Origin of the sequence: Pseudoduganella dura, from assembly GCF_009727155.1 — a bacterium.
Taxonomy (GTDB): domain Bacteria; phylum Pseudomonadota; class Gammaproteobacteria; order Burkholderiales; family Burkholderiaceae_D; genus Rugamonas; species Rugamonas dura.
The window spans coordinates 271287-289857 of sequence record NZ_WNWM01000002.1 but is presented as its reverse complement, the minus strand read 5'-3'; the positions used below and the strand labels follow the sequence as shown (position 1 = coordinate 289857).

At 67.8% G+C, this 18571-nt stretch carries 18 protein-coding genes; 10 read left to right on the top strand and 8 right to left on the bottom strand.

Going from position 1 to position 18571, the window contains the following annotated elements:
• Nucleotides 1-31 precede the first annotated feature (31 nt).
• The 6 genes from GJV26_RS01420 to GJV26_RS01395 all read left to right on the top strand — a co-directional run bounded on the left by GJV26_RS01420 (nt 32) and on the right by GJV26_RS01395 (nt 6589).
• Nucleotides 32-1990, top strand: coding sequence for a hypothetical protein (locus GJV26_RS01420; RefSeq protein WP_155707025.1), 1959 nt, complete (start codon nt 32-34; stop codon nt 1988-1990).
• 99 nt (nt 1991-2089) lie between these two features.
• Entirely contained in the window at nt 2090-2578 is a 489-nt protein-coding gene (locus GJV26_RS01415) for a hypothetical protein (protein WP_155707024.1), read from the top strand.
• A 119-nt stretch (nt 2579-2697) separates the two neighbouring features.
• Nucleotides 2698-3366, top strand: coding sequence for a C39 family peptidase (locus tag GJV26_RS01410; RefSeq protein ID WP_173346315.1), 669 nt, complete (start codon nt 2698-2700; stop codon nt 3364-3366).
• A gap of 111 nt (nt 3367-3477) precedes the next feature.
• Nucleotides 3478-3966: a hypothetical protein gene (locus tag GJV26_RS01405; protein ID WP_155707022.1), complete on the top strand. Its 489-nt coding sequence runs from the start codon at nt 3478-3480 to the stop codon at nt 3964-3966.
• Nucleotides 3967-3993: 27 nt separating this feature from the next.
• The gene (locus tag GJV26_RS01400) at nt 3994-5472 is read left to right on the top strand and encodes an acetate kinase (RefSeq protein WP_155707020.1); all 1479 of its coding nucleotides are present in this window, start codon (nt 3994-3996) and stop codon (nt 5470-5472) included.
• Between the two features lie 121 nt (nt 5473-5593).
• Nucleotides 5594-6589, top strand: coding sequence for an MBL fold metallo-hydrolase (locus GJV26_RS01395; protein ID WP_371866435.1), 996 nt, complete (start codon nt 5594-5596; stop codon nt 6587-6589).
• Between the two features lie 136 nt (nt 6590-6725).
• Here GJV26_RS01395 and GJV26_RS01390 read toward each other — a convergent pair whose 3' ends face one another.
• On the bottom strand, nt 6726-7781 hold the full coding sequence (locus GJV26_RS01390) for an alkene reductase (protein ID WP_155707018.1): 1056 nt from the start codon (nt 7779-7781) through the stop codon (nt 6726-6728).
• Nucleotides 7782-7817: 36 nt separating this feature from the next.
• Nucleotides 7818-8123, bottom strand: a complete 306-nt coding sequence (locus GJV26_RS01385; RefSeq protein ID WP_155707016.1) for an ArsR/SmtB family transcription factor — start codon at nt 8121-8123, stop codon at nt 7818-7820.
• A 222-nt stretch (nt 8124-8345) separates the two neighbouring features.
• Between GJV26_RS01385 and sugE the strand changes: the two genes are divergently transcribed.
• Nucleotides 8346-8666, top strand: coding sequence for a quaternary ammonium compound efflux SMR transporter SugE (gene sugE, locus GJV26_RS01380; protein ID WP_155707014.1), 321 nt, complete (start codon nt 8346-8348; stop codon nt 8664-8666).
• A gap of 79 nt (nt 8667-8745) precedes the next feature.
• Here the strand turns inward: sugE and GJV26_RS01375 are convergent, their stop codons facing one another.
• Nucleotides 8746-9699: a M14 family metallopeptidase gene (locus GJV26_RS01375; protein WP_155707012.1), complete on the bottom strand. Its 954-nt coding sequence runs from the start codon at nt 9697-9699 to the stop codon at nt 8746-8748.
• An 84-nt stretch (nt 9700-9783) separates the two neighbouring features.
• Between GJV26_RS01375 and GJV26_RS01370 the strand changes: the two genes are divergently transcribed.
• Nucleotides 9784-10923: an acyltransferase family protein gene (locus GJV26_RS01370; protein WP_229419133.1), complete on the top strand. Its 1140-nt coding sequence runs from the start codon at nt 9784-9786 to the stop codon at nt 10921-10923.
• Nucleotides 10924-10935: 12 nt separating this feature from the next.
• Here the strand turns inward: GJV26_RS01370 and GJV26_RS01365 are convergent, their stop codons facing one another.
• The 4 genes from GJV26_RS01365 to GJV26_RS01350 all read right to left on the bottom strand — a co-directional run bounded on the left by GJV26_RS01365 (nt 10936) and on the right by GJV26_RS01350 (nt 13764).
• Nucleotides 10936-11580: a PEPxxWA-CTERM sorting domain-containing protein gene (locus tag GJV26_RS01365; protein ID WP_229427981.1), complete on the bottom strand. Its 645-nt coding sequence runs from the start codon at nt 11578-11580 to the stop codon at nt 10936-10938.
• A gap of 146 nt (nt 11581-11726) precedes the next feature.
• Nucleotides 11727-12191 (bottom strand): hypothetical protein, encoded by a 465-nt coding sequence (locus tag GJV26_RS01360; protein WP_155707008.1) that lies wholly within the window; start codon nt 12189-12191, stop codon nt 11727-11729.
• Between the two features lie 37 nt (nt 12192-12228).
• Nucleotides 12229-13113, bottom strand: a complete 885-nt coding sequence (locus GJV26_RS01355; protein ID WP_155707006.1) for a pirin family protein — start codon at nt 13111-13113, stop codon at nt 12229-12231.
• Between the two features lie 54 nt (nt 13114-13167).
• A complete protein-coding gene (locus tag GJV26_RS01350; RefSeq protein ID WP_155707004.1) occupies nt 13168-13764 on the bottom strand; it encodes an FMN-dependent NADH-azoreductase in 597 nt (198 codons plus the stop codon).
• Nucleotides 13765-13874: 110 nt separating this feature from the next.
• On the opposite strand from GJV26_RS01350, the gene GJV26_RS01345 reads away from it, so the two are divergent.
• On the top strand, nt 13875-14774 hold the full coding sequence (locus GJV26_RS01345; protein ID WP_155707002.1) for a LysR family transcriptional regulator: 900 nt from the start codon (nt 13875-13877) through the stop codon (nt 14772-14774).
• Nucleotides 14775-14881: 107 nt separating this feature from the next.
• On the opposite strand, the gene asd is transcribed toward GJV26_RS01345, so the two are convergent.
• Complete coding sequence (gene asd / locus GJV26_RS01340; RefSeq protein ID WP_189442150.1) at nt 14882-15727, bottom strand: archaetidylserine decarboxylase; 846 nt, start codon at nt 15725-15727, stop codon at nt 14882-14884.
• A gap of 174 nt (nt 15728-15901) precedes the next feature.
• On the opposite strand from asd, the gene GJV26_RS01335 reads away from it, so the two are divergent.
• Entirely contained in the window at nt 15902-18142 is a 2241-nt protein-coding gene (locus GJV26_RS01335) for a TonB-dependent receptor plug domain-containing protein (protein ID WP_155707000.1), read from the top strand.
• Nucleotides 18143-18571: the final 429 nt, after the last annotated feature.

Genomic DNA, 18571 nt, shown 5'->3' with positions numbered 1-18571 from the left:
TTTGGCCTATTACTTCAGCGAGGAAATCCAAATGAAGAAAACCATGCTTGCCACGGCAATCGCGTTAGCCTGCAGCGGGGCATATGCCCAGACCACCGACCCCACGTCGGCGATCACGCAGAGCGGCGCAGGAGCCCATTCCAACGACGCATCCACGGCGGTGGTCGACAGCAGCACCAACCGCAACAACGATTCCAGCTCCAACCGTGACAACGCCAACGACAATAACAACAGCACCGGCTATGCCAGTGCACTGGCGACCGGTGCCGCGGCCGCCAACAACGGCGCCAACGCCACTTCGGCCGTGGACAACGCATTCAATACCTCGACCGCCACGGCGGTCAGCACGCTGACCGGCACCGTCAGCGGCAACACCGTGCAGAACATCGGTAACGTGGCCACCAACAACGGCGGCGCCAATGGCGGCGCCGGCGCGGGCGGCACCGGCGGCGCGGCAACGGGCGGCAATGCGGCCGCCACCGCGGGCGCGGGCGGCACCGGGGCCGGGGCAGCCGGCGCGGCCGGCGGTAGCGGCGGCATTGCAACCAACGGCAGCGCCACGGGCGGCAGCGGTGCGGGCGGCGCGGGAACCGGCGGCTATGCCAGCAACGGCGCCACCAGCGGTGGTGCCGGCGGGGCCGGCGGCCTGGGCACGGGCGGGGCCACGGGGGCCGGCGGCACCGGTGGCGCCGGCGGCTACGGTGGCGCTGGCGGCAGCAGCGCCGATGGCAATGGCGGCTACGGCGGCGCGGGCGCGGCCGGCGGTGCCGGGACTGGCGGTAACGGCGGCCTCGCCGGGGCTGCCACGGGCGGCGCCGGTGGCGGCAGCGGCACCGCGAACGGTGCCAACGGCGGCAACGGCGGCACCACGGGTGCGGCGGCCGGCGGTGCCGGTGGCACCGGCGGCCTGGGCGGCTACGGCGGCGGGGGCGGCGCGGGCGGTGCCGGTGCGGCTGGCGGCGCCTCCACGTCGGGCGGTGCCGATACCAGCACCTCGGCCAGTTCCGGTTCGGGTACCGGCGGCAGCGGCAATGGCGGCACCGGTACGGGCGCTGCCGGCGCCGGCGGCAATGCAACCTCCGGCTACAGCACCGCCAGCAATAACAGCGGCACGCCGTCCGGCGAGCCGCCGCCAAGCACCGGCGAACAGACGGCCACCGCCACTTCCGGCGCGGCGACCGGTGGTGCCGGCAGCGGCGCTGACGGCACGGGCGGTGCCGGTGGTGGCGGCACGGGCACCGGCGGTGGTGCAACGACGGGCGCGAGCAGCGCGAACGCCGGCAGCACGACCGGCGGTGAAGGCGGGGCCGGTGCCGCTGGCGGCGCCGGCGCGGGCGGCGGCACGGGTGGCGCGGGCGGCGCGGGTGCCGCCGGCTCCAACACGGCCGGTGCGGGCGCGGCGGGCGGCACGAACACCTCCGGTGCCGGCGGTGCCGGCGCCACGGCCAGCACGACAGGTGGTGCCGGCGCGACCGGTACCGGCGGTGCGGGCGGCGATGGTGCAAGCGGCGGCAGCGGCTCGAGCACGGCGGGCAACGGCGCGGCGGGTGCGGCCGGCGGCGCGGGTGCCGCCAGCGGCGACTCGTCGAACACGGCGGGTGCCGGCGCGGCGGGTGGCTCGGGTACGGGCGGCACGGCCACGGCGGGTGCCGGCACGGGCGGCGACGGTACCGGTGGCGCTGCGACCAACGGCGATGCCACTGCCGGTGACGGCGGCGCCGGCGGCTCGGGCGGCGCGGGCACCGGCGGTGCAGGCGGCGCCACAGGCGCGACCACTGCCGGCGCGGCAACCGGCGGGACGGGCGAGGGCGGCACCGGTGGTGCCGGCGGCACAAACACCGTCAATGCCGGCACGTTCAACATGTCCAACACGATGAGCGGTGTGGCGCAATCGGCCGCGGGCATTTCCGTGATCAGCCAGAACAGCGGTATCAGCTCGCTGGTGCAGCAAAGCGTCAACGTGCAGGCGAACCTGGGGGTCGGCCGCTGATCGGCCTCGCGCGCGGATGGCCGGCGGCAGTTCGCCGGCCACGGGCAGCGACCTGCTGCCCGCATGTCCGCGCGCCCAATGCATCTTCGTGGAGGCCACATGCAAGACCGAAATACGGGAAGGGAAAGGAAGGGCGGCTGCGTGCCGCTGGCGATGCGCCGCTGCCTGCAAGTCTTCGGCGCCGTGTCGCTGGTGGCGTGCGCGGCATCGGCAGGGGCGCAAGAAAGCGGTACCGCCGGCGACGGCATGCGGACGTTCGAGGTTGCGGCGGGCGCGTTGCCGCTGCCTGCCGCGGTGCACGAATTGCCGACGCGCGGTACGTCGGCCGTTGCGCGCACGCCCGGCGCGGACGATGCGCTGGGCGACGCTCGCCTCGAGAACCTGCGCGGCGGCACCGAAACGCCGTGGAGCGACATGCGCCTGAGCGGCACTGTCGGCAACAATGCGGCGACCCACGTCGTCACGGGGGCGAACACCATCACGGATGGCGCGTTCGCGAATGCGTCGGGGTTGCCGATGGTGATCCAGAATTCCGGTGCCAACGTGCTGATCCAGAATGCCACCATTGTCAATGTGCAGATCCGATGAACGCACGCGAGGGAAGGGGAGCAACCATGCGGGCGCACCGCCCGGCGGGGCGAAGGGCTTCGTCCCTGCCGCGGCCGCTCGCGTGCCTGTTTTCGCTGGCGTCCGTGCCGTGGGTTTGCATGCTGTGGGCGTGCATGCTGTGCCCGTCCGCGATGGTACCTGCGCGGGCCGCCGACCTGCCTTTCGCGGGCGGTGGTCCGGTTTCGATGCGGGTGACGAGCCTGAAAGAGGTCCGCTACCTGTCCACCATACGCCAGCAATATGACTTCAGCTGCGGCTCGGCCGCGTTGGCCACGCTGCTGACACACCACTACGGCTACCCCGTCAGCGAACAGCAGGCCTTTGCGCAAATGTTCGTCGGCGGCGACCAGGCGCGTATCCGCCAGGAGGGCTTTTCGTTGCTTGACATGAAGCGGTTCCTGGCCGCCCATGGCTTCAGGGCGGATGGCTTCCAGCAGCCTCTGGACAGTCTTGCCAAGGCCGGCTTCCCGGCGATCGTGCTCGTGGTCGAGCACGGTTACCGGCATTTCGTCGTCGTCAAGGGAATGCGGGACGGGCGTGTGCTGTTCGGCGATCCGTCCGGCGGCACGCGCGCATTGTCGCGCACGGCCTTCGAAGCGATCTGGCTGAACCAACTCTTGTTCGTGATCCATGACCGCAACCGGAAACCGCGTTTCAATGAAGGTTCCGACTGGGCTGTGGCACCGCGCATGCAGCCCGGCGATGCGCTTGCCCGCGAAGGCCTCGGACGCGTGACGCTGCCCAAGCTGGACGCTGGTGATTTCTAGTGCGATGAATCACCGGATCACCGAACCACCGAACGACTGAGCGGGCGGCCGGATGTCCGTACGACCGGACGACAGCCGGCGGGTGTTCCGAACGAATGAAGGAGAAACGACATGAAGATGCCATGGTTTCCGCTGCCCCATTCCGGCGTGCCGTGCCTGTTGGCCACCCTTTGCTGGGCCGTACTGGCATCGGTCCCGGCTTGCGCATCCGGCGCCGGCGGAACCGCGGATTGGGTACCGGTCGACGAAGAAGTGCTGGCCGACGCCAGGGGCGGCTTCGACGGTGGCAATGGCCTGCTGGTGTCCCTGTCCGTCGACCGGGTGCTGAGCCTGAACGGCAATGTGATCGCCAGCGGCCAGCTGTCGACCGCCGACGCGTCGCGGCCGGCATTCCAGATCGCCCGGATCGGCGAGGGCAACGCGCTGCTGCAGGCGGCGCAACCGCTGGCGGGCCTGCTGCTGCAGAACAGCGCCGACGATCAGGTGATCCGCAGCCAGACCACGATCGACGCCACCGTCAACAGCCTGTCGATCCTGAAGGACATGAATTTCGGCGACAGCCTGCGCCAGTCGCTGTCCACCGCCATCGTGCCGCGCTGAGCGGCTGCCACCCAAAAGGAGTTTCGCATGCGGTTCGCCCAGACCCTGCTTGCCGGTTCCGCCGGCCTGTCCCTGTTCATGATGAGCGCGCTGGCGCAGCAGGAGGGGCCGCCGGCCATGCCGGGCCAGGGGCCCACCGCCGCCGAGCTCTCCGCCGAGCTGCACCGGCTGCGGCAGGAGCTGGTGGAACAGCGCGAACTGCTGCGCGAACTGCGCGAGCAACTGGCGGCACGGCCCGCACCGATGCCGGGCTCGCCCGCGCTGTCGCCTCCGGGAGCACAGGACGCCGCGCCGCTGCCCGATGTCGAAGGCTGGGAAGCCGCTTCGGCGGACGCGAACGGCCCGGCACCGCGCCCCCTCCAATCCACCGTGCTCGCCGCGATGCGTGGCGCCGGCCCGGCCGCGCCGCAGTCGCAGCCGCAGCCCACGCTGCAGCCGCCCGGTCCGCAACCTGGCGCGCCGGCGCCGCCGGTGGCACCGGCCCCGCCGGCCCCGGGTGCCGCGCCGGCGGGGCCGGTGGCCGGGCGGGCCGCCGCGCGCGAGGTGCGCCCACCCGAAGTGGCGCCGCTGTTCGAGGCGCCCGGCGTACTGACGGCGCGCGGGGCCACCGTGCTGGAGCCGTCGTTCCAGTTCGGCTATTCATCGAGCAACCGGGTTGCGCTGGTGGGCTACACGATCATCCCGGCGCTGCTGATCGGGCTGATCGACGTGCGCGAGGTCAAGCGCAACACGTTCACGGGCGCGCTGGCGGCCCGGCATGGCCTGACCAACCGCACCGAGGTCGAGCTGCGCGTGCCGTATGTGTACCGTTCGGATTCCACCGTCAGCCGCGAGCTGTTCACCGGCACCGCCGTCGAGCGCGTGTTCGACACGAGCGGCCGTGCGCTCGGCGATGTGGAACTGTCGCTGCGCCACCAGCTGAACGCGGGCGGCATCGACAAGCCGTATTACGTGGCAGGCGTGCGGGTCAAGACGCGCACCGGCCGCGATCCGTTCGAGGTCGTGACCGACTGCACGCGGCGCTGCGTCGGCGAGAACGCCACCGGCACCGGCCTGCCGCTCGACCTGCCCACGGGCTCCGGCTTCTACGGCGTGCAGCCGAGCGTGACATGGCTGTTCCCCAGCGACCCGGCGATCTTTTTCGGCAGCATCAGCTACCTGCACAACATCAAGCGCAGCAATGTTTCGCGCCGTGTTCTGAACGGGGAAATCGAGCCGCTGGGCGAGGTGAAACCGGGCGCCGTCATTGGCTTCAATTTCGGCATCGGGCTGGCGCTGAACGAAAAGGCGTCGCTCAGCCTCGGCTACGACCACAGCTCGATGGGGCGCACGAAACAGAACGGCAGCAACGTGCCGGGGTCGGTACGCACGCAGCTCGGCACGTTGCTGATGGGCTTTTCATACCGGTTGAACGACAAGCGCACCGTCAACGTCACCGTGGGAGCGGGGTTGACGCGCGATACGCCGGACGTATCGCTGTCGGTGCGCATGCCGCTCAATTTCTAGTCCTTGATTGCCGGCCGCGGCTGCCGGCAGCCTTCGTCCCTGCCTGAGGAGGGAGGCGCCGGCAGAATGGTGACGTTTCAGGTAATCTGGCGATCCCGCAACACACAAGAAAAGCACCAACATGACACCATACATCGCTCACCGCGGCGCACCGCGCATTGCTTCCCGTATTCCTTTCCGCTCCCGTGCCGTGATGGCGGCCGTGTTGCTGACCGCCGCCGGTACCGCGCTTGCCGCCGCGCCGATCGTCAAGACCCAGGCGCCCGGCTTCTACCGCACGATGGTCGGCGACTTCGAAGTGACCGTGCTGTCCGACGGCACCGTCGACCTGCCGATGGACAAGCTGCTGCATGAAAAGCCCGCGAAAGTGCAGGGCGCGCTGTCGAAGCACTTCCTGAAGACGCCGGTCGAAACGTCGGTCAATACATTCCTGATCAACACGGGCAGCAAACTGGTGCTGGTGGACACGGGCGCCGGCACGCTGTTCGGCCCCACGCTGGGCAAGCTGCTGGGCAGCCTGAAGGCAGCCGGCTACCAGCCGGAGCAGGTCGACGAGATCTACATCACGCACATGCATCCTGACCACGTGGGCGGCCTGGGGGGCGCGGACAAGGCGGCATTCCCGAACGCGGTGGTGCGCGCCGACAAGCGCGATGCCGATTTCTGGCTGAGCAAGGCGCAGCTCGATTCCGCGCCGGAAGACAAGAAAGGCTATTTCCAGGGCGCCCAGGGGGCACTGGCCGCCTATGCCGGTGCGGACCGGTTCCAGCCGTTCGAAGGCAATGCCGAACTGGCACCCGGCATCCGCGCCACGTCCAGCTATGGCCACACGCCGGGACACACGAGCTATGTGGTCGAAAGCCGTGGCGAGAAGCTGGTGTTGATGGGCGACCTGATGCATGCGCAATTCATCCAGTTCGACGACCCTTCGGTGACGATCGAGTTCGACAGCGATACGAAGGCCGCGCTGGCCTCCCGGAAAGCCGCGTTTGCGAATGCGGCGAAAGGTGCCTACCTGATCGGCGCCGCGCACTTGCCGTTCCCCGCGCTGGGCCACCTGCGCGGCAACGGCAAGGGTTACCAGTTCGTGCCGGTCAACTACAGCGTGCCACGCTGAAGGTTTTCCGCAAGTAAAACAGGAACGCCCGCCCCTTCAGGGAATTCCTGAAGGGGCGGGCGCTCCTGAACATGCGAAGCGTTGCGGCGGTCATGCACCCGGCGGTGGCGCCCGGGTGCCCGGAAACATCGGCGATTTACGCCAGTGCGGGGTAGTCCGTATAACCCTCGGCCGATGGGCCGTAGATCACTTCCGGCCGCAGTGGATTGAGCGGAGCCCCGGCGCGCAGGCGTTCCGGCAGGTCCGGGTTGGAGATGAAATCCTTGCCCCAGGCGATCGCGTCGGCGGTGCCGTTGTTCAGTGCCTGCTGCGCGCTGTCGATGGTGAAATTCTCGTTGGCGATATACACGCCGCCGAATTCCTTTTTCAGCAGTGGCCCCAGGCTGTCCTCGCCGATGGCTTCGCGCGCGAAGATAAACGCGATCTTGCGCTTGCCCAGCTCGCGCGCCACATAGCCGAACGTGCCGGCCGGATCCGAATCGCCCATGTCGTGCGAGTCGCGGCGCGGCGCGAGGTGCACGCCGACCAGGTCGGCGCCCCACACATCGATCGCGGCATCGGTCACGTCGAGCAGCAGCCGGGCGCGGTTCTCGATCGGGCCGCCGTACGCATCGGTGCGCTGGTTGGTGCTGTCCTGCAGGAACTGGTCGAGCAGGTAGCCGTTGGCGCCGTGGATTTCCACGCCGTCGAAACCGGCTTTCTTCGCGTTTTCCGCGCCCAGGCGGTAAGCCGCGATCACACCCGGGATCTCATCCGTTTCCAGCGCCCGCGGCACGGCATACGGGCGCATCGGGCGCAGCAGGCTGACATGGCCCTGCGGCGCGATCGCGCTCGGCGCCACCGGTGCTTCACCGTTCAGCAGGCTGGGGTCCGAGATGCGGCCCACGTGCCACAGCTGCATGACGATCTTGCCGCCTTTCGCGTGCACCGCGTCGGTGACGAGCTTCCAGCCTTCCACCTGTTCGTCGGACCAGATGCCCGGCGTGTTTTCGTAGCCGACGCCCTGCGGTGTCACCGACGTTGCTTCCGACAGGATCAGCCCGGCACTGGCGCGCTGGGCATAGTACTCGGCCATCAGCGCGTTGGGCACGCGGGCACCGCCGGCGGCGCGGGCACGGGTCAGGGGCGCCATGATGACGCGGTTTTTCAGCGTCAGGCCGCCGATGGTGATGGGGTCGAACAGAGTGGTCATATCGTTTCCTTGAGATGGTCAGCTTGATGGGCGCCTTTACAGGCCGCCGTTGATGTGATCGAGGAAAGCCCCGATGACCTCGTCGTTACGCTTGAACATGTTCCACTGTCCAAGCCGCGTCACCGTGACGAGTCCCGCCTTTTGCAGGATCGCCAGGTGACCCGACACCGTCGATTGCGACAGGCCGCAGCGCTCGTCGATCTTGCCCGCGCACACGCCCAGGCTGAGCGGATGGAGCTGGTCGGCGAAGTGCGTTTCCGGGTCCTTCAGCCACGCGAGGATCTCGCGGCGGACCGGGTTGGCCAGTGCCTTGTGGATGGCGTCGATGTCGAGTTCGGTCATGGTTTGTTTCTTCGATGCGAATATCGAGTAACTCCGATACGTATATCGAGATTGTACGATATAAGTTCAAGCCCTGTTTGCAAGGATAAAAATGATGCTCTGCGAATGAAATATTGCAATGATATACTCCGGCCCTGCCTGAGGGGACGACCCCTTCCCGCGCACGCCGCGGCGGGCTTCATCGTCGGCGGGGACGACCTTGCCAAGCTCTGGAGAACATCCATGTCCTGGATCGTCCTGTTGGTGGCCGGCCTGCTCGAGGTCGCCTGGGCCGTCGGCCTGAAATATACGGCCGGTTTCACCCGTCTCGTGCCCAGCGTGCTGACCCTCACCGCGATGGCCGGCAGCGTCGGCCTGCTCGGCCTGGCACTGCGCGACCTGCCGCTGGGCACCGCGTATGCCGTGTGGACGGGCATCGGCACCGTCGGCACCGCCATCTACGGCATCGCCGTGCTGGGCGAACCGTCCGAAGCGGCGCGGCTCGTATGCATCGCGCTGATCGTGTCCGGCATCCTGGGCCTGAAGATCCTGGCGCCGCAGTAACGTTCAGACCGCCGGCCGCGGAAAGTGCTCGCGCTGGAACCGGGCTGATATGGTTTTCCGATTTACCGCTAACGGTCCCTCAAAACTCTTCGTTCACGCGTGCCAGGTAATACCACTCGCTGTTTGCCGGAGCGGCGCTGTCGGGAAACAGGATCACGGCATCCATCCCGGCCAGCACCGGCGTGCCATCGGCGCGGCGGCCGATTTCGTCGCCGCGGGCAACACGGTCGAAGCTGGCCCAGGGCCGGCTGAACGTGTCCGCGTCGCCCTGCCGGTCGTGCACTTCGCACATCGACAGCACTTCCATTTCCTCGCGGGGTACCGGTTTCGGCCGGGGCGCGTCGACCATGCCCAGGTGTGCCAGCGTATGCATGATGGCGCGGTACGCCACGTCCGGCGCCTGCGGGTCGTCGTGCCGGCCGCATTCCAGCGTCAGCGCGTAGCCGCCGGTGGTGCGCATGAACTCGGTGGTGCCGACGCCGTAGCGCAGTACCGTTTCCAGTTGGCTATCGTCACGGAGACGGCGCCGCACGCCGGCGCCATAGGTGCGCAGCCAGCCGTCGACAAAGCGCCGCACGCCCAGCACCCGCGCCAGTGCGCGTTCTTCCAGTTCATGCCGGAAAGGTTCCAGCGGCCCGTCGTTGTCGCGCGGGCCCACCATCACGAACGGTTCGCCGGGCGAATTGAACGAGTGCAGGTCGAGCAGCACGTCGTGCGCCGCCAGCAGCGGGCACAGCCAGTTGGCGACGCGGTCTTCGAAATCCTTCGGATCGGCCTTCGGGAACAGGTTGCGGTTCAGGTTGCGCTCCCCGGCCCGTTCGCCTTTCGCATAAGCGAGCGGATTGACGACGGGAACGAACGTGACGCTGCCGTTGACAAGCGACTGTTCGCCGCTGTCGAGCCGCGCCATGACCCGCTCGATGCCTTGCGTGCCGGCCGTTTCATTGCCGTGCACGGCACCCGTGACGATCAGCCTGGGGCCGGGGCCCTGGCCGGTGTAGTTGACGGATCGGAAGTGCAGGGTACGGCTCATGCTGTTCCTCGGGAATGGATGGTGGCCGTCATTTTAGCCGCGTTGGCGATGGAACGATGCATCGCCGGCGGTACAATGCCGCCCATGCATTCCTCGACCCGCCAGCCCGGCCTGGACACGCTGCGCGCGCTTGCGATCGTGCTCGTGTTCGCCAACCACTACATGAGCTTCGTCACGGACGAGGCCACGTTCGGCTTCGCCAGCAGGATCGGCTGGACCGGGGTGGACCTGTTCTTCACGCTGTCCGGCTACCTGATCGGCAACCAGATCCTGGCCGGGCTGCGCACCGGCGCGTTTTCGATGGGCCGGTTCGCCGCACGCCGGCTGCTGCGCACGCTGCCCAACTACTACGTGGTGCTGGCGCTGTATGCGTTCTGGCCGCCTTTCATCGACGGCACGCGCCATGCGCCGTGGTGGGAATACCTGACGTTCACGGTGAACCTGGGCCTGGTGCCAGGCACGCGATTTTCGCATTCGTGGTCGCTGTGCGTGGAAGAACAGTTCTATTTCGTGCTGCCGGCGGCGGCGCTGCTGATCGCGCGCTGCCGCGGCGCGGTTGCGCTCGGCTGGTTCGCGCTGGCCTGCGGGCTCGCGGCCGGCATGCTGTTCCGCGACCTGGGCTGGCAGGCCGCGCGGCCGCCGCATGCGGGCAACGCGGCGTTCTACACGACCGTGTACTACGCCACGCTGTGCCGCTTCGACGAGTTGCTGGCCGGCGTTGCGCTGGCGATGATCCGGCAATGCCACGGCCCGCTGTGGGCGCGCATCACGTCGTTCGGCAACTGGACGCTGGCGGCAGGCGCCGCCGTCACGGCGCTGGCGCTGAAGCTGTTCCTGGACGATCACTTCGGCCATGCGGTCACCGTGTTCGGCTATCCGCTGCTGGCGCTGGGTTTCGCGCTGCTGGTGCTCGCGGCGCTGAGCCCGGCGTCACTGCTGGCGCGCGTGCGGGTGCCGGGCGCCGGCAGCGTGGCCGTGTGGTCGTATGCGATTTACCTGACGCACAAGCAGTTGTGCGTGGTGCTGGCCAGGATGCTGCGCGCGGGCGGCATCGATCCCGCCGGGCCGGCCGGCATCGCGCTGCTGGTGCTGGCCAGCCTGGCCGCCGGGTGGCTGCTGTACAGGGTTGTGGAAACGCCTTTCATGGCGCTGCGCGAGCGCTATGTGCCGGCGCGCGCCGGGAGCGGGCTCCCGACGCCGACGCCCGCCGCGGCTTCGGGCTGACGGGGCGGCGGGTCAGGCCTGCCGCCGCCGCGCCGCGCATCCGAGCAGCCCCAGGCCGGCCAGCATCAACGCGTAAGCCGCCGGTTCCGGCACCGGTGCCGAGATGTGCAGGTCGTCGATGGTGGGCCAGCCATCGGCCGCGCCGCCGATCGATACCGACAGCGAGGTCAGGTAAGCCGTCGAGACAAAGCCGGCGAACGAATCGGGGCCCGGCGCGTCGATGACATGCGTGACGGTGGCGCCGGTGCTGTCCGTTGCCGAGATCGTGATGTGGTCGATCGCTTGCGAAAAACCGAACCGGTCGCTGCCGAAGAAGTAGCCGCCCGCGCCGGCCGCACCGGTGCCGAAGCCGGAGAACGTGATGGTGTCGTCCATGCTGCCGCTCGTCAACCACACGTCGACATCGTCGTCGCTCGCGCCGAACCCGGTGCCGCCGGTAATCGCGGCGGTGTATGAAAACGCGCCGGCCGCGCGGTTCAGCGGCGACGCGAATTCGTCGACGACCAGGTCGTCGAACGTGTCGACGCCGGTGGCGCCCACGGCACCGAGATGGGCCGACTGGCTGGTGTAGGTGGCGATGTCCGCCCAGGCGGGGCCGGCGGCGAGCAGCATCGCGGCCGAGGCGGCCGCGGTCAGCAGGTAAGGAGGGATACGCACGGTGGAACTCCTCGATCGGGGTTGGGAAAGCAATGTTCGCGTGTCATGGTGGCCATTGCACTCTAGTCGAGCCTCGTGCCACTTGCAATGAATGCATTCCTTCCCGCCGGCGGCCGCGCAAGAGCTGGCCGGGCGGCCGGCGCCGTTCAGTGCATGTCGATCACGTCGAACGGCGCATCGCGCTGCGCCATGAAATCGAGCACGGCGCGGACGCGCACCGGCGCCTCGTCATGCACGGTGGCCGCGATGACCGCTTTCAGGCCCGGCATCGCCTCCACGATATGGGGGCTGCGGTATGCGCCGATCAGCAGTGCCGCCAGTTGCGCCGCCTCGCGCTCGTGACGCAGGCGCAGGCGCTGCTCCAGCACGCCGAACAGCGCGCGCTGCATCCGCGGCGTTGGGTTGGTGATGTGGGCAAATACCAGCGGCGTGTTGGCGATGGCGTCGCAGATGCGGCGCTCGATGTCGTCCGGCTTGACGTCGGAGGCGATGTCGAAATAGGCCGCGTTCCAGCGCGTGCGCGCGTAGGCGTGGCCGGGAGGGAAGGAATCGGCCGTGTCGAGCCCCAGGGCCCGGCTCAGCCGTTTGAACAGGTCGATCAGCGTGGTCATGCGCGCATTCTAGCGCGACCGCGCCGATCGATGACGGTCAGCGGGCGCCGTGGGCTTCCTCGCCCAGGCGGCCGGCGCGGAAATCCTCCACCGCCTGGACGATTTCCTGCTGCGTGTTCATCACGAACGGCCCGTATTGCGCGATCGGTTCGTTCAGCGGGCGGCCGGCGATCAGGATGAAGCGCGCCGCGTCCGCCGTGCTGACGGCGATCCCGTCCGCCTGTGCGTCATTGGCCAGGATCGCCATGCTGCGCTCGGCCACCGTCTTGCCGGCAACCGTCACGCTGCCGCGGTACGGGTACAGGAACGCATTGTGCCCGGCCGGCAGCGCCTGGGTGAACGTGGCGCCGGCGGACAGTTCGATGTCCAGGTACAGCGGTTCCGTGCCTTCGCGCTGCACGGCCCCGGCGATGCCATGGCTGCTGCCGGCGATCACGCGCACCACCGCGCCTTCGGCCGTGGTGAACGACGGGATCTCGGCCGCCTTGAAATCCTTGTACCAGGGCTGCATCAGCTTGTCCTTCGCGGGCAGGTTCAGCCACAGCTGGAACCCTTCCATCAAGCCTTCTTCCTGCTCCGGCATTTCGGAGTGGATCACGCCACGGCCGGCCGTCATCCATTGCACGCCGCCGTTCTCCAGCAAGCCTTCGTTGCCGGCGCTGTCGCGGTGGCGCATGCGGCCTTCGAGCATGTAGGTCACGGTCTCGAAGCCGCGGTGCGGATGGTTCGGGAAGCCGGCGAGGTAGTCGCTGGCTTCTTCCGAACCGAAATTGTCCAGCATCAGGAACGGGTCGAGGCGGCGCTGCAGCGGCTGGGTCAGCACGCGGTTGATCTTCACGCCCGCGCCGTCCATCACGGCCTGGCCCTGGATCACGCGCTCCACGGTGCGGGCGCGGGTGACGTTATCTGCGGTGATGCTCATGACTGTTCTCCTGTTGCTGGTGGTGGTTTGCCTGCTTTTGCCTGCCTGGCCTGCTTACACGAGGACGGCGTTGATCTGCTCGTCCGCTTCGGCGCGGGCACGCGCCACGGCGTCGGCGCCCATGCCGTGGCCTTCGGAATACACGAACTGCACATCGGTCAGGCCGACGAAACCGAGGAAGGTCTTCAGGTGCGGCAGCTGAACATCGGACGGCGCATCCTTGTGCATGCCGCCGCGGGTCAGCGCCACGTAGACCTTCTTGCCGGTCAACAGGCCGACGGGGCCGGTCGGACCGTACTTGAACGTGACGCCGGCGCGGGCGATCGCGTCGAACCAGCTTTTCAGTTGCACGGTGATGCCGAAGTTGTACATCGGCGCGCCGATCACGATCACGTCCGCCGCCTGTGCCTGGGCGATCAGCGCATCGTCGAGCGCCACGCGGGCCGCCTGTTCCGGGGTGCGCGCCTCGGCCGGGGTGAACAGGGCCTGCAGGGCGGTTTCATCGAGCACCGGATGCGGCTGGGCTGCCAGGTCGCGGCGTACCACGGTGGCGTTGCCGTCCGCATTGAGCCGGGCGACGATGCTGTCGGCCAGGCGGGTGGATTCGGAACCGTTGCTGCGGGCGCTGGAATTGATTTGCAGGATGTTCATGGTGTGCTCCGTTGAATGGGGTTGTTGCTGCGATGGGTGTACTTTACTCGTTCCACTGGTGCTGATAAAGCGGTTAAAATGGATAACATTCATCCACCAGTGGAACAATCATGGAACTTGATCCCGGCGACCTGCTGCTGTTTGCCCGCATCGTCGAACTGGGCAGCTTCAGCCAGGCCGCCGAGCGCCTGCAATTGCCGAAGTCGACGGTATCGCGTCGCCTGTCGCAGCTGGAGGCGCGGCTGGGCGAGCGGCTGCTGCAACGGACCACGCGCCGGCTGGTGCTGACCGAGTTCGGCGGCAGCCTGCTGGAGCACGCCCGCAAGGTGGCGGAGGAAACGGCGGCGGCGGGGGCGCTGGCGCAGCACCGGCAGGCGGCGCCGAACGGGTTGCTGAAGGTATCGATGCCGGCCGACTTCGCCAACGAGGTGATGGGCACGCTGTTGCCGGCGTTCATGGCGAAGTATCCGGCGATCTCGCTGCAGTTCGACCTGTCGCCCCGGCGCGTGGACCTGGTGGCGGAGGGGTTCGACCTTGCCGTACGAATGGGAGCGCTGCCGGACGATGCCACGCTTGCCGCGCGGCCGGTGGTGCTGAGCACGTGGTCGTTGTATGCGTCGCCGTCGTATACGGTACTGCGCGGGCTGCCGTCGCACCCGGACGAGCTGTTCCGCCACGACCTGCTCGGCCTGTCGCGCACCGCGTCCGGCATGGCGCACTGGACGCTGTTGCGGGGCAAGATGACCTGGGAACGCGAGCTGCCGGTGCGGATGACCGGCAATTCACCGGAGCTGCTTGCCCGGCTGGCCACCACCGGTGCCGGCATCGCCAGCTGTACCGACCGCTATGCGGCGCCGCTGCTGGCCGCCGGTGCGCTGGTCAGGGTGTTGCCGGAGTGGCGCTTTCCTTCGGTGACGGGATATGCCGTGTTTCCCGGCCGGCGGCTGATGCCGGCCAAGACGCGGGCGTTTCTGGATATGCTCGAAGGGCATTACGAGGCGACCGGCTGAGGGATGCTGTCGGACACCAGACCGCATGCGTCGTCAGCCGCATCACTCATTGTAGCGCCGCCCGCCTGTCAGAATCAGACACGCCGGCGCGGGTTTGCCGCTACGCCTTATCTCGACGTGGCCATCGGCTCGCCCAGCCGCACGGCGCCGGCCGGTTGCCAGCCGGGGTTGAAAGCGAGGGTGTCCTTCGGGAACAGCATGACGACGGTGGAGCCGAGCAGGAAGCGGCCCAGTTCTTCGCCTTTCTTCAGCACGATGTCGCGGTCCATGTAGGTCCAGTCGCAGATGTTCGGCTGCCGCGGCGGGTTGACCACACCGTGCCATACCGTGGCCATGCTGCCGACGATCGTCGCGCCGACCAGTGTCATCACGAACGGGCCGTGCGCGGTGTCGAACACGCACACCACGCGCTCGTTGCGGGCGAACAGGCCGGGAATGCCGCGGGCGGTCGTCGGGTTCACGGAGAACAGGCTGCCCGGAACGTAGATCATCCGCGTCAGCTTGCCGTCGCACGGCATGTGGATCCGATGGTAGTCGCGCGGCGACAGGTACAGGTTGGCGAAGCTGCCATGCCGGAACCGGTCCGCCAGCGCGCGGTCGCCCCCCACCAGCGCCGTCGTCGTGAAGCTGTGGCCCTTGGCCTGGAAGATCTGGTCGTCCTCGATCGCGCCGAACTGGCTGATGCGACCGTCGACAGGGCAGACGAACGGCACGTCGGCGATCGGGCGCACGCCCGGTTTCAGCGCGCGCGTGAAGAATTCATTGAAGCTGTGATAGCTGGCGATATCGGAGTTCGCGGCTTCGTCCATGTTGACGTCGTACTTGCCGACGAACCAGCGGATCAACCGGGTCGTCATCGCGCCGCCTTTTGCTCCCGCCACGCGCCCGGCGAAATTGGTCAATGCTCCCTTCGGAAGCAGGTACTGCGGCAGCACGGCAAGGCGGTCGGACACGATAATGTTTTCCAGATATGGTCAATCGGGCATTATAGCCGTGCATGCCAGGGCGATGGCGCTGCAATCCGGTGGAAATATTTCTGGGCTATTAACCCGCGCAATTGAAACTTGGGCAAAATAGCGCTACCACGCTTCATTTTTCGCTCATTTACTTTAAATTAAACGTTTTCCATGCGTCCGTCCAATTCCCTTTACCCGCTCCAACTGGCCACGCTGACGGTGGCGGTGCTGTCCACCGCCGTATTGCCTGTGCCAGCCGCGCATGCCGATACCGTTCAAACGCTGCTCGAATCGGCCGAGCCGAAAAAACAGGAGCAGGCGCAACTGCCACAGCGGCCGGAGCCGGTACAGACCGTGGAAATCAAGGGTTCGGCGGCGACGTACGATCCGCGCCGAGACGATACCGCCAGCAAGGTCGTCGTCTCCGACGAGGAAATCAGGCGCTACGGCGATACCTCGGTGACGGACGTGTTCAAGCGGATTCCCGGCGTGACGGTCGGCGGCTCCGGCCGCGGCGGCGGCGATATCCGCATACGCGGCCTGGGCAGCGGCTATACGCAGATCCTGCTGAACGGCGAACGGGCCCCGGCCGGTTTTTCGATCGACACGCTGTCGCCGGACGTCATCGAACGCATCGAAATCGTGCGCGCCGCCAGCGCGGAATTTTCCACGCAGTCGATCGCCGGCACGATCAATATCGTGCTGAAACGGGCGGTGAAAACCGCCCAGCGCGAAGTGAAGCTCGGCGCGGCGAAGAGCGCCGACCAGAACAGCCCTAGCGGCAGCGTGCAGCTGTCCGACAAGAACGGCGCAATGTCGTATTCGCTGAGCGGCAACTTCTGGCGCGGCACCTATGACCGCGCGTCGCCCGTGGAAGAAACGCTGGTCGATCCGGCCGGCGAACTGCGCATGGCACGGCATACCCGCCAGCAGGACAGCGGCCGCTGGGAAGGCATCAACCTGTCGCCGCGCGTCAACTGGAACCTGGCGGGCGGCGACACGCTCACATCGCAAACCTTCGTCAACGTCAACCGCAACGTCTACCACGGCTATGAAGTGCGCGATACCGAGCTGGGCACGCCGCCCCGGTTCGACACGCGCGACATGTACAACGACAATCGCAGCGTGTTCGCCCGTACCGACCTGAACTGGGTGCACCGGCTGGGCGAGGGCGCCAAGCTGGACGCCAAGGCCGGCATCAGCGGCATGCGCTCGAAAGGCACGTGGCACGAGTTCGACTACCGCGCCGCGGCCCTGGGGCGCGATGCGGTCGTGCTCAGCGAGACGACGGAACAGGGTTTTTCCACGCAGGGCAAGTATTCGCGGCCGCTGTTCGACGACCATGCGCTGTCGATGGGCTGGGATGCCGGCGTCATGCTGCGCGACGATTCGCGCACCGAGGATGAAGCGGACCTGCCGGGCCGCACGGCCGTGGATTCGGACGAAGGCTATGAAGCGAAGGTCACCAGGCTGGCGCTGTATGCCCAGGACGAGTGGAACCTCACGCCGCGCTGGTCGGTCTATGCCGGCCTGCGCTGGGAAGGCATCGAGACCACCAGCGAGGGGGACGGATTCGACACCGCGAGCCAGGCCAACAGCGTATGGAGCCCGCTGGCGCAGACACTGTACAAGCTGCCGGACAGCCGCGACCAGGTGCGCCTGGCGCTGACCCGCACCTACAAGGCGCCGAGCCCGAACAACCTGGTGCCGCGCCGCTTCACCTCCACCAATAACAGCCAGACGGAGCCCGACCGCCGCGGCAACCCGGACCTGCAGCCGGAGCTGGCGTCCGGCATCGACGCGTCGTACGAGCACTACTGGGGCGAGAGCGCACTGCTGTCGGCGGCGGCGTCGATGCGCCGCATCAGCGGGTACACGCGGCAGGGCCTGTTCCTGGAAAACGGCCGCTGGATCGCCACGCCCGTCAACAACGGCAATGCCGTGACCCGCAGCATCGAGCTGGAGGCCAAGTTCCCGCTGGCGGCCGTGATCGCCGACGCGCCGGGCATCGACGTTCGCGCCAGCGTGGCGCGCAACTGGTCGCGGGTGGACGTGGTGCCGGGCCCGGACAACCGCCTGGATCAGCAGACGCCTCTGTCCGCCACGTTTGGCGCCGACTATCGCTCGCGCGACGGCCGGCTGACGACCGGGGCCAGCTTCGCGTTCCGCGACGGCGGCCCGGTGCGTATCGATGTCAACCAGACCGGTTACCAGAGCATCCGGCGCGACCTCGACGTGTACGCGCTGTGGAAATTCACGCCGCAATACCAGCTGCGGGTGGCGGTATCGAACCTGTTGAGCCAGGATTCGGTATCCGACTCGGCGTATCTGGACGAGAACGGTACATTGCGGCGTACCAGCATTTATCCCGGTTATACGCAGGGCAGGGCGACGCTGGAAATGCGTTTCTGAGCTGCTGCGCCATGGGGCAGTTGCCGGGGTGAGCCAAAGTTGCAGCTGCCTGCTGGCAGGCCGGCCGTTGGGCAAAGCGCGATGTATTAATGCGGTGCCGAATTGGCGGGACCAATTGCCATTGGCCGGGCCGCCGGGCATCGACATGATTTGGCAAGCCATCCATGTTCTCCCGGCCGCGCCCTCCCGCTGCAAACCGGCATCCCGGCCCGGAATTCCCCGCAATCCGTGGAACCCGCACCGCCCCATTCCTCCCAGCCAGCGCGGCTGCGCCAGCCGGTAATTGAATACGTCCTGCACAGTGTCTTGGACAGCGGTTCGAAGATACTCCCGGTGCAGTCCGGCACCGGTTTGCACCGAAATTCTACAGTCCGAATAAATCGTCCAGCAGCCGCTTCCCGCGGCAGTGTCATTTCCCGGCCCGGCAAA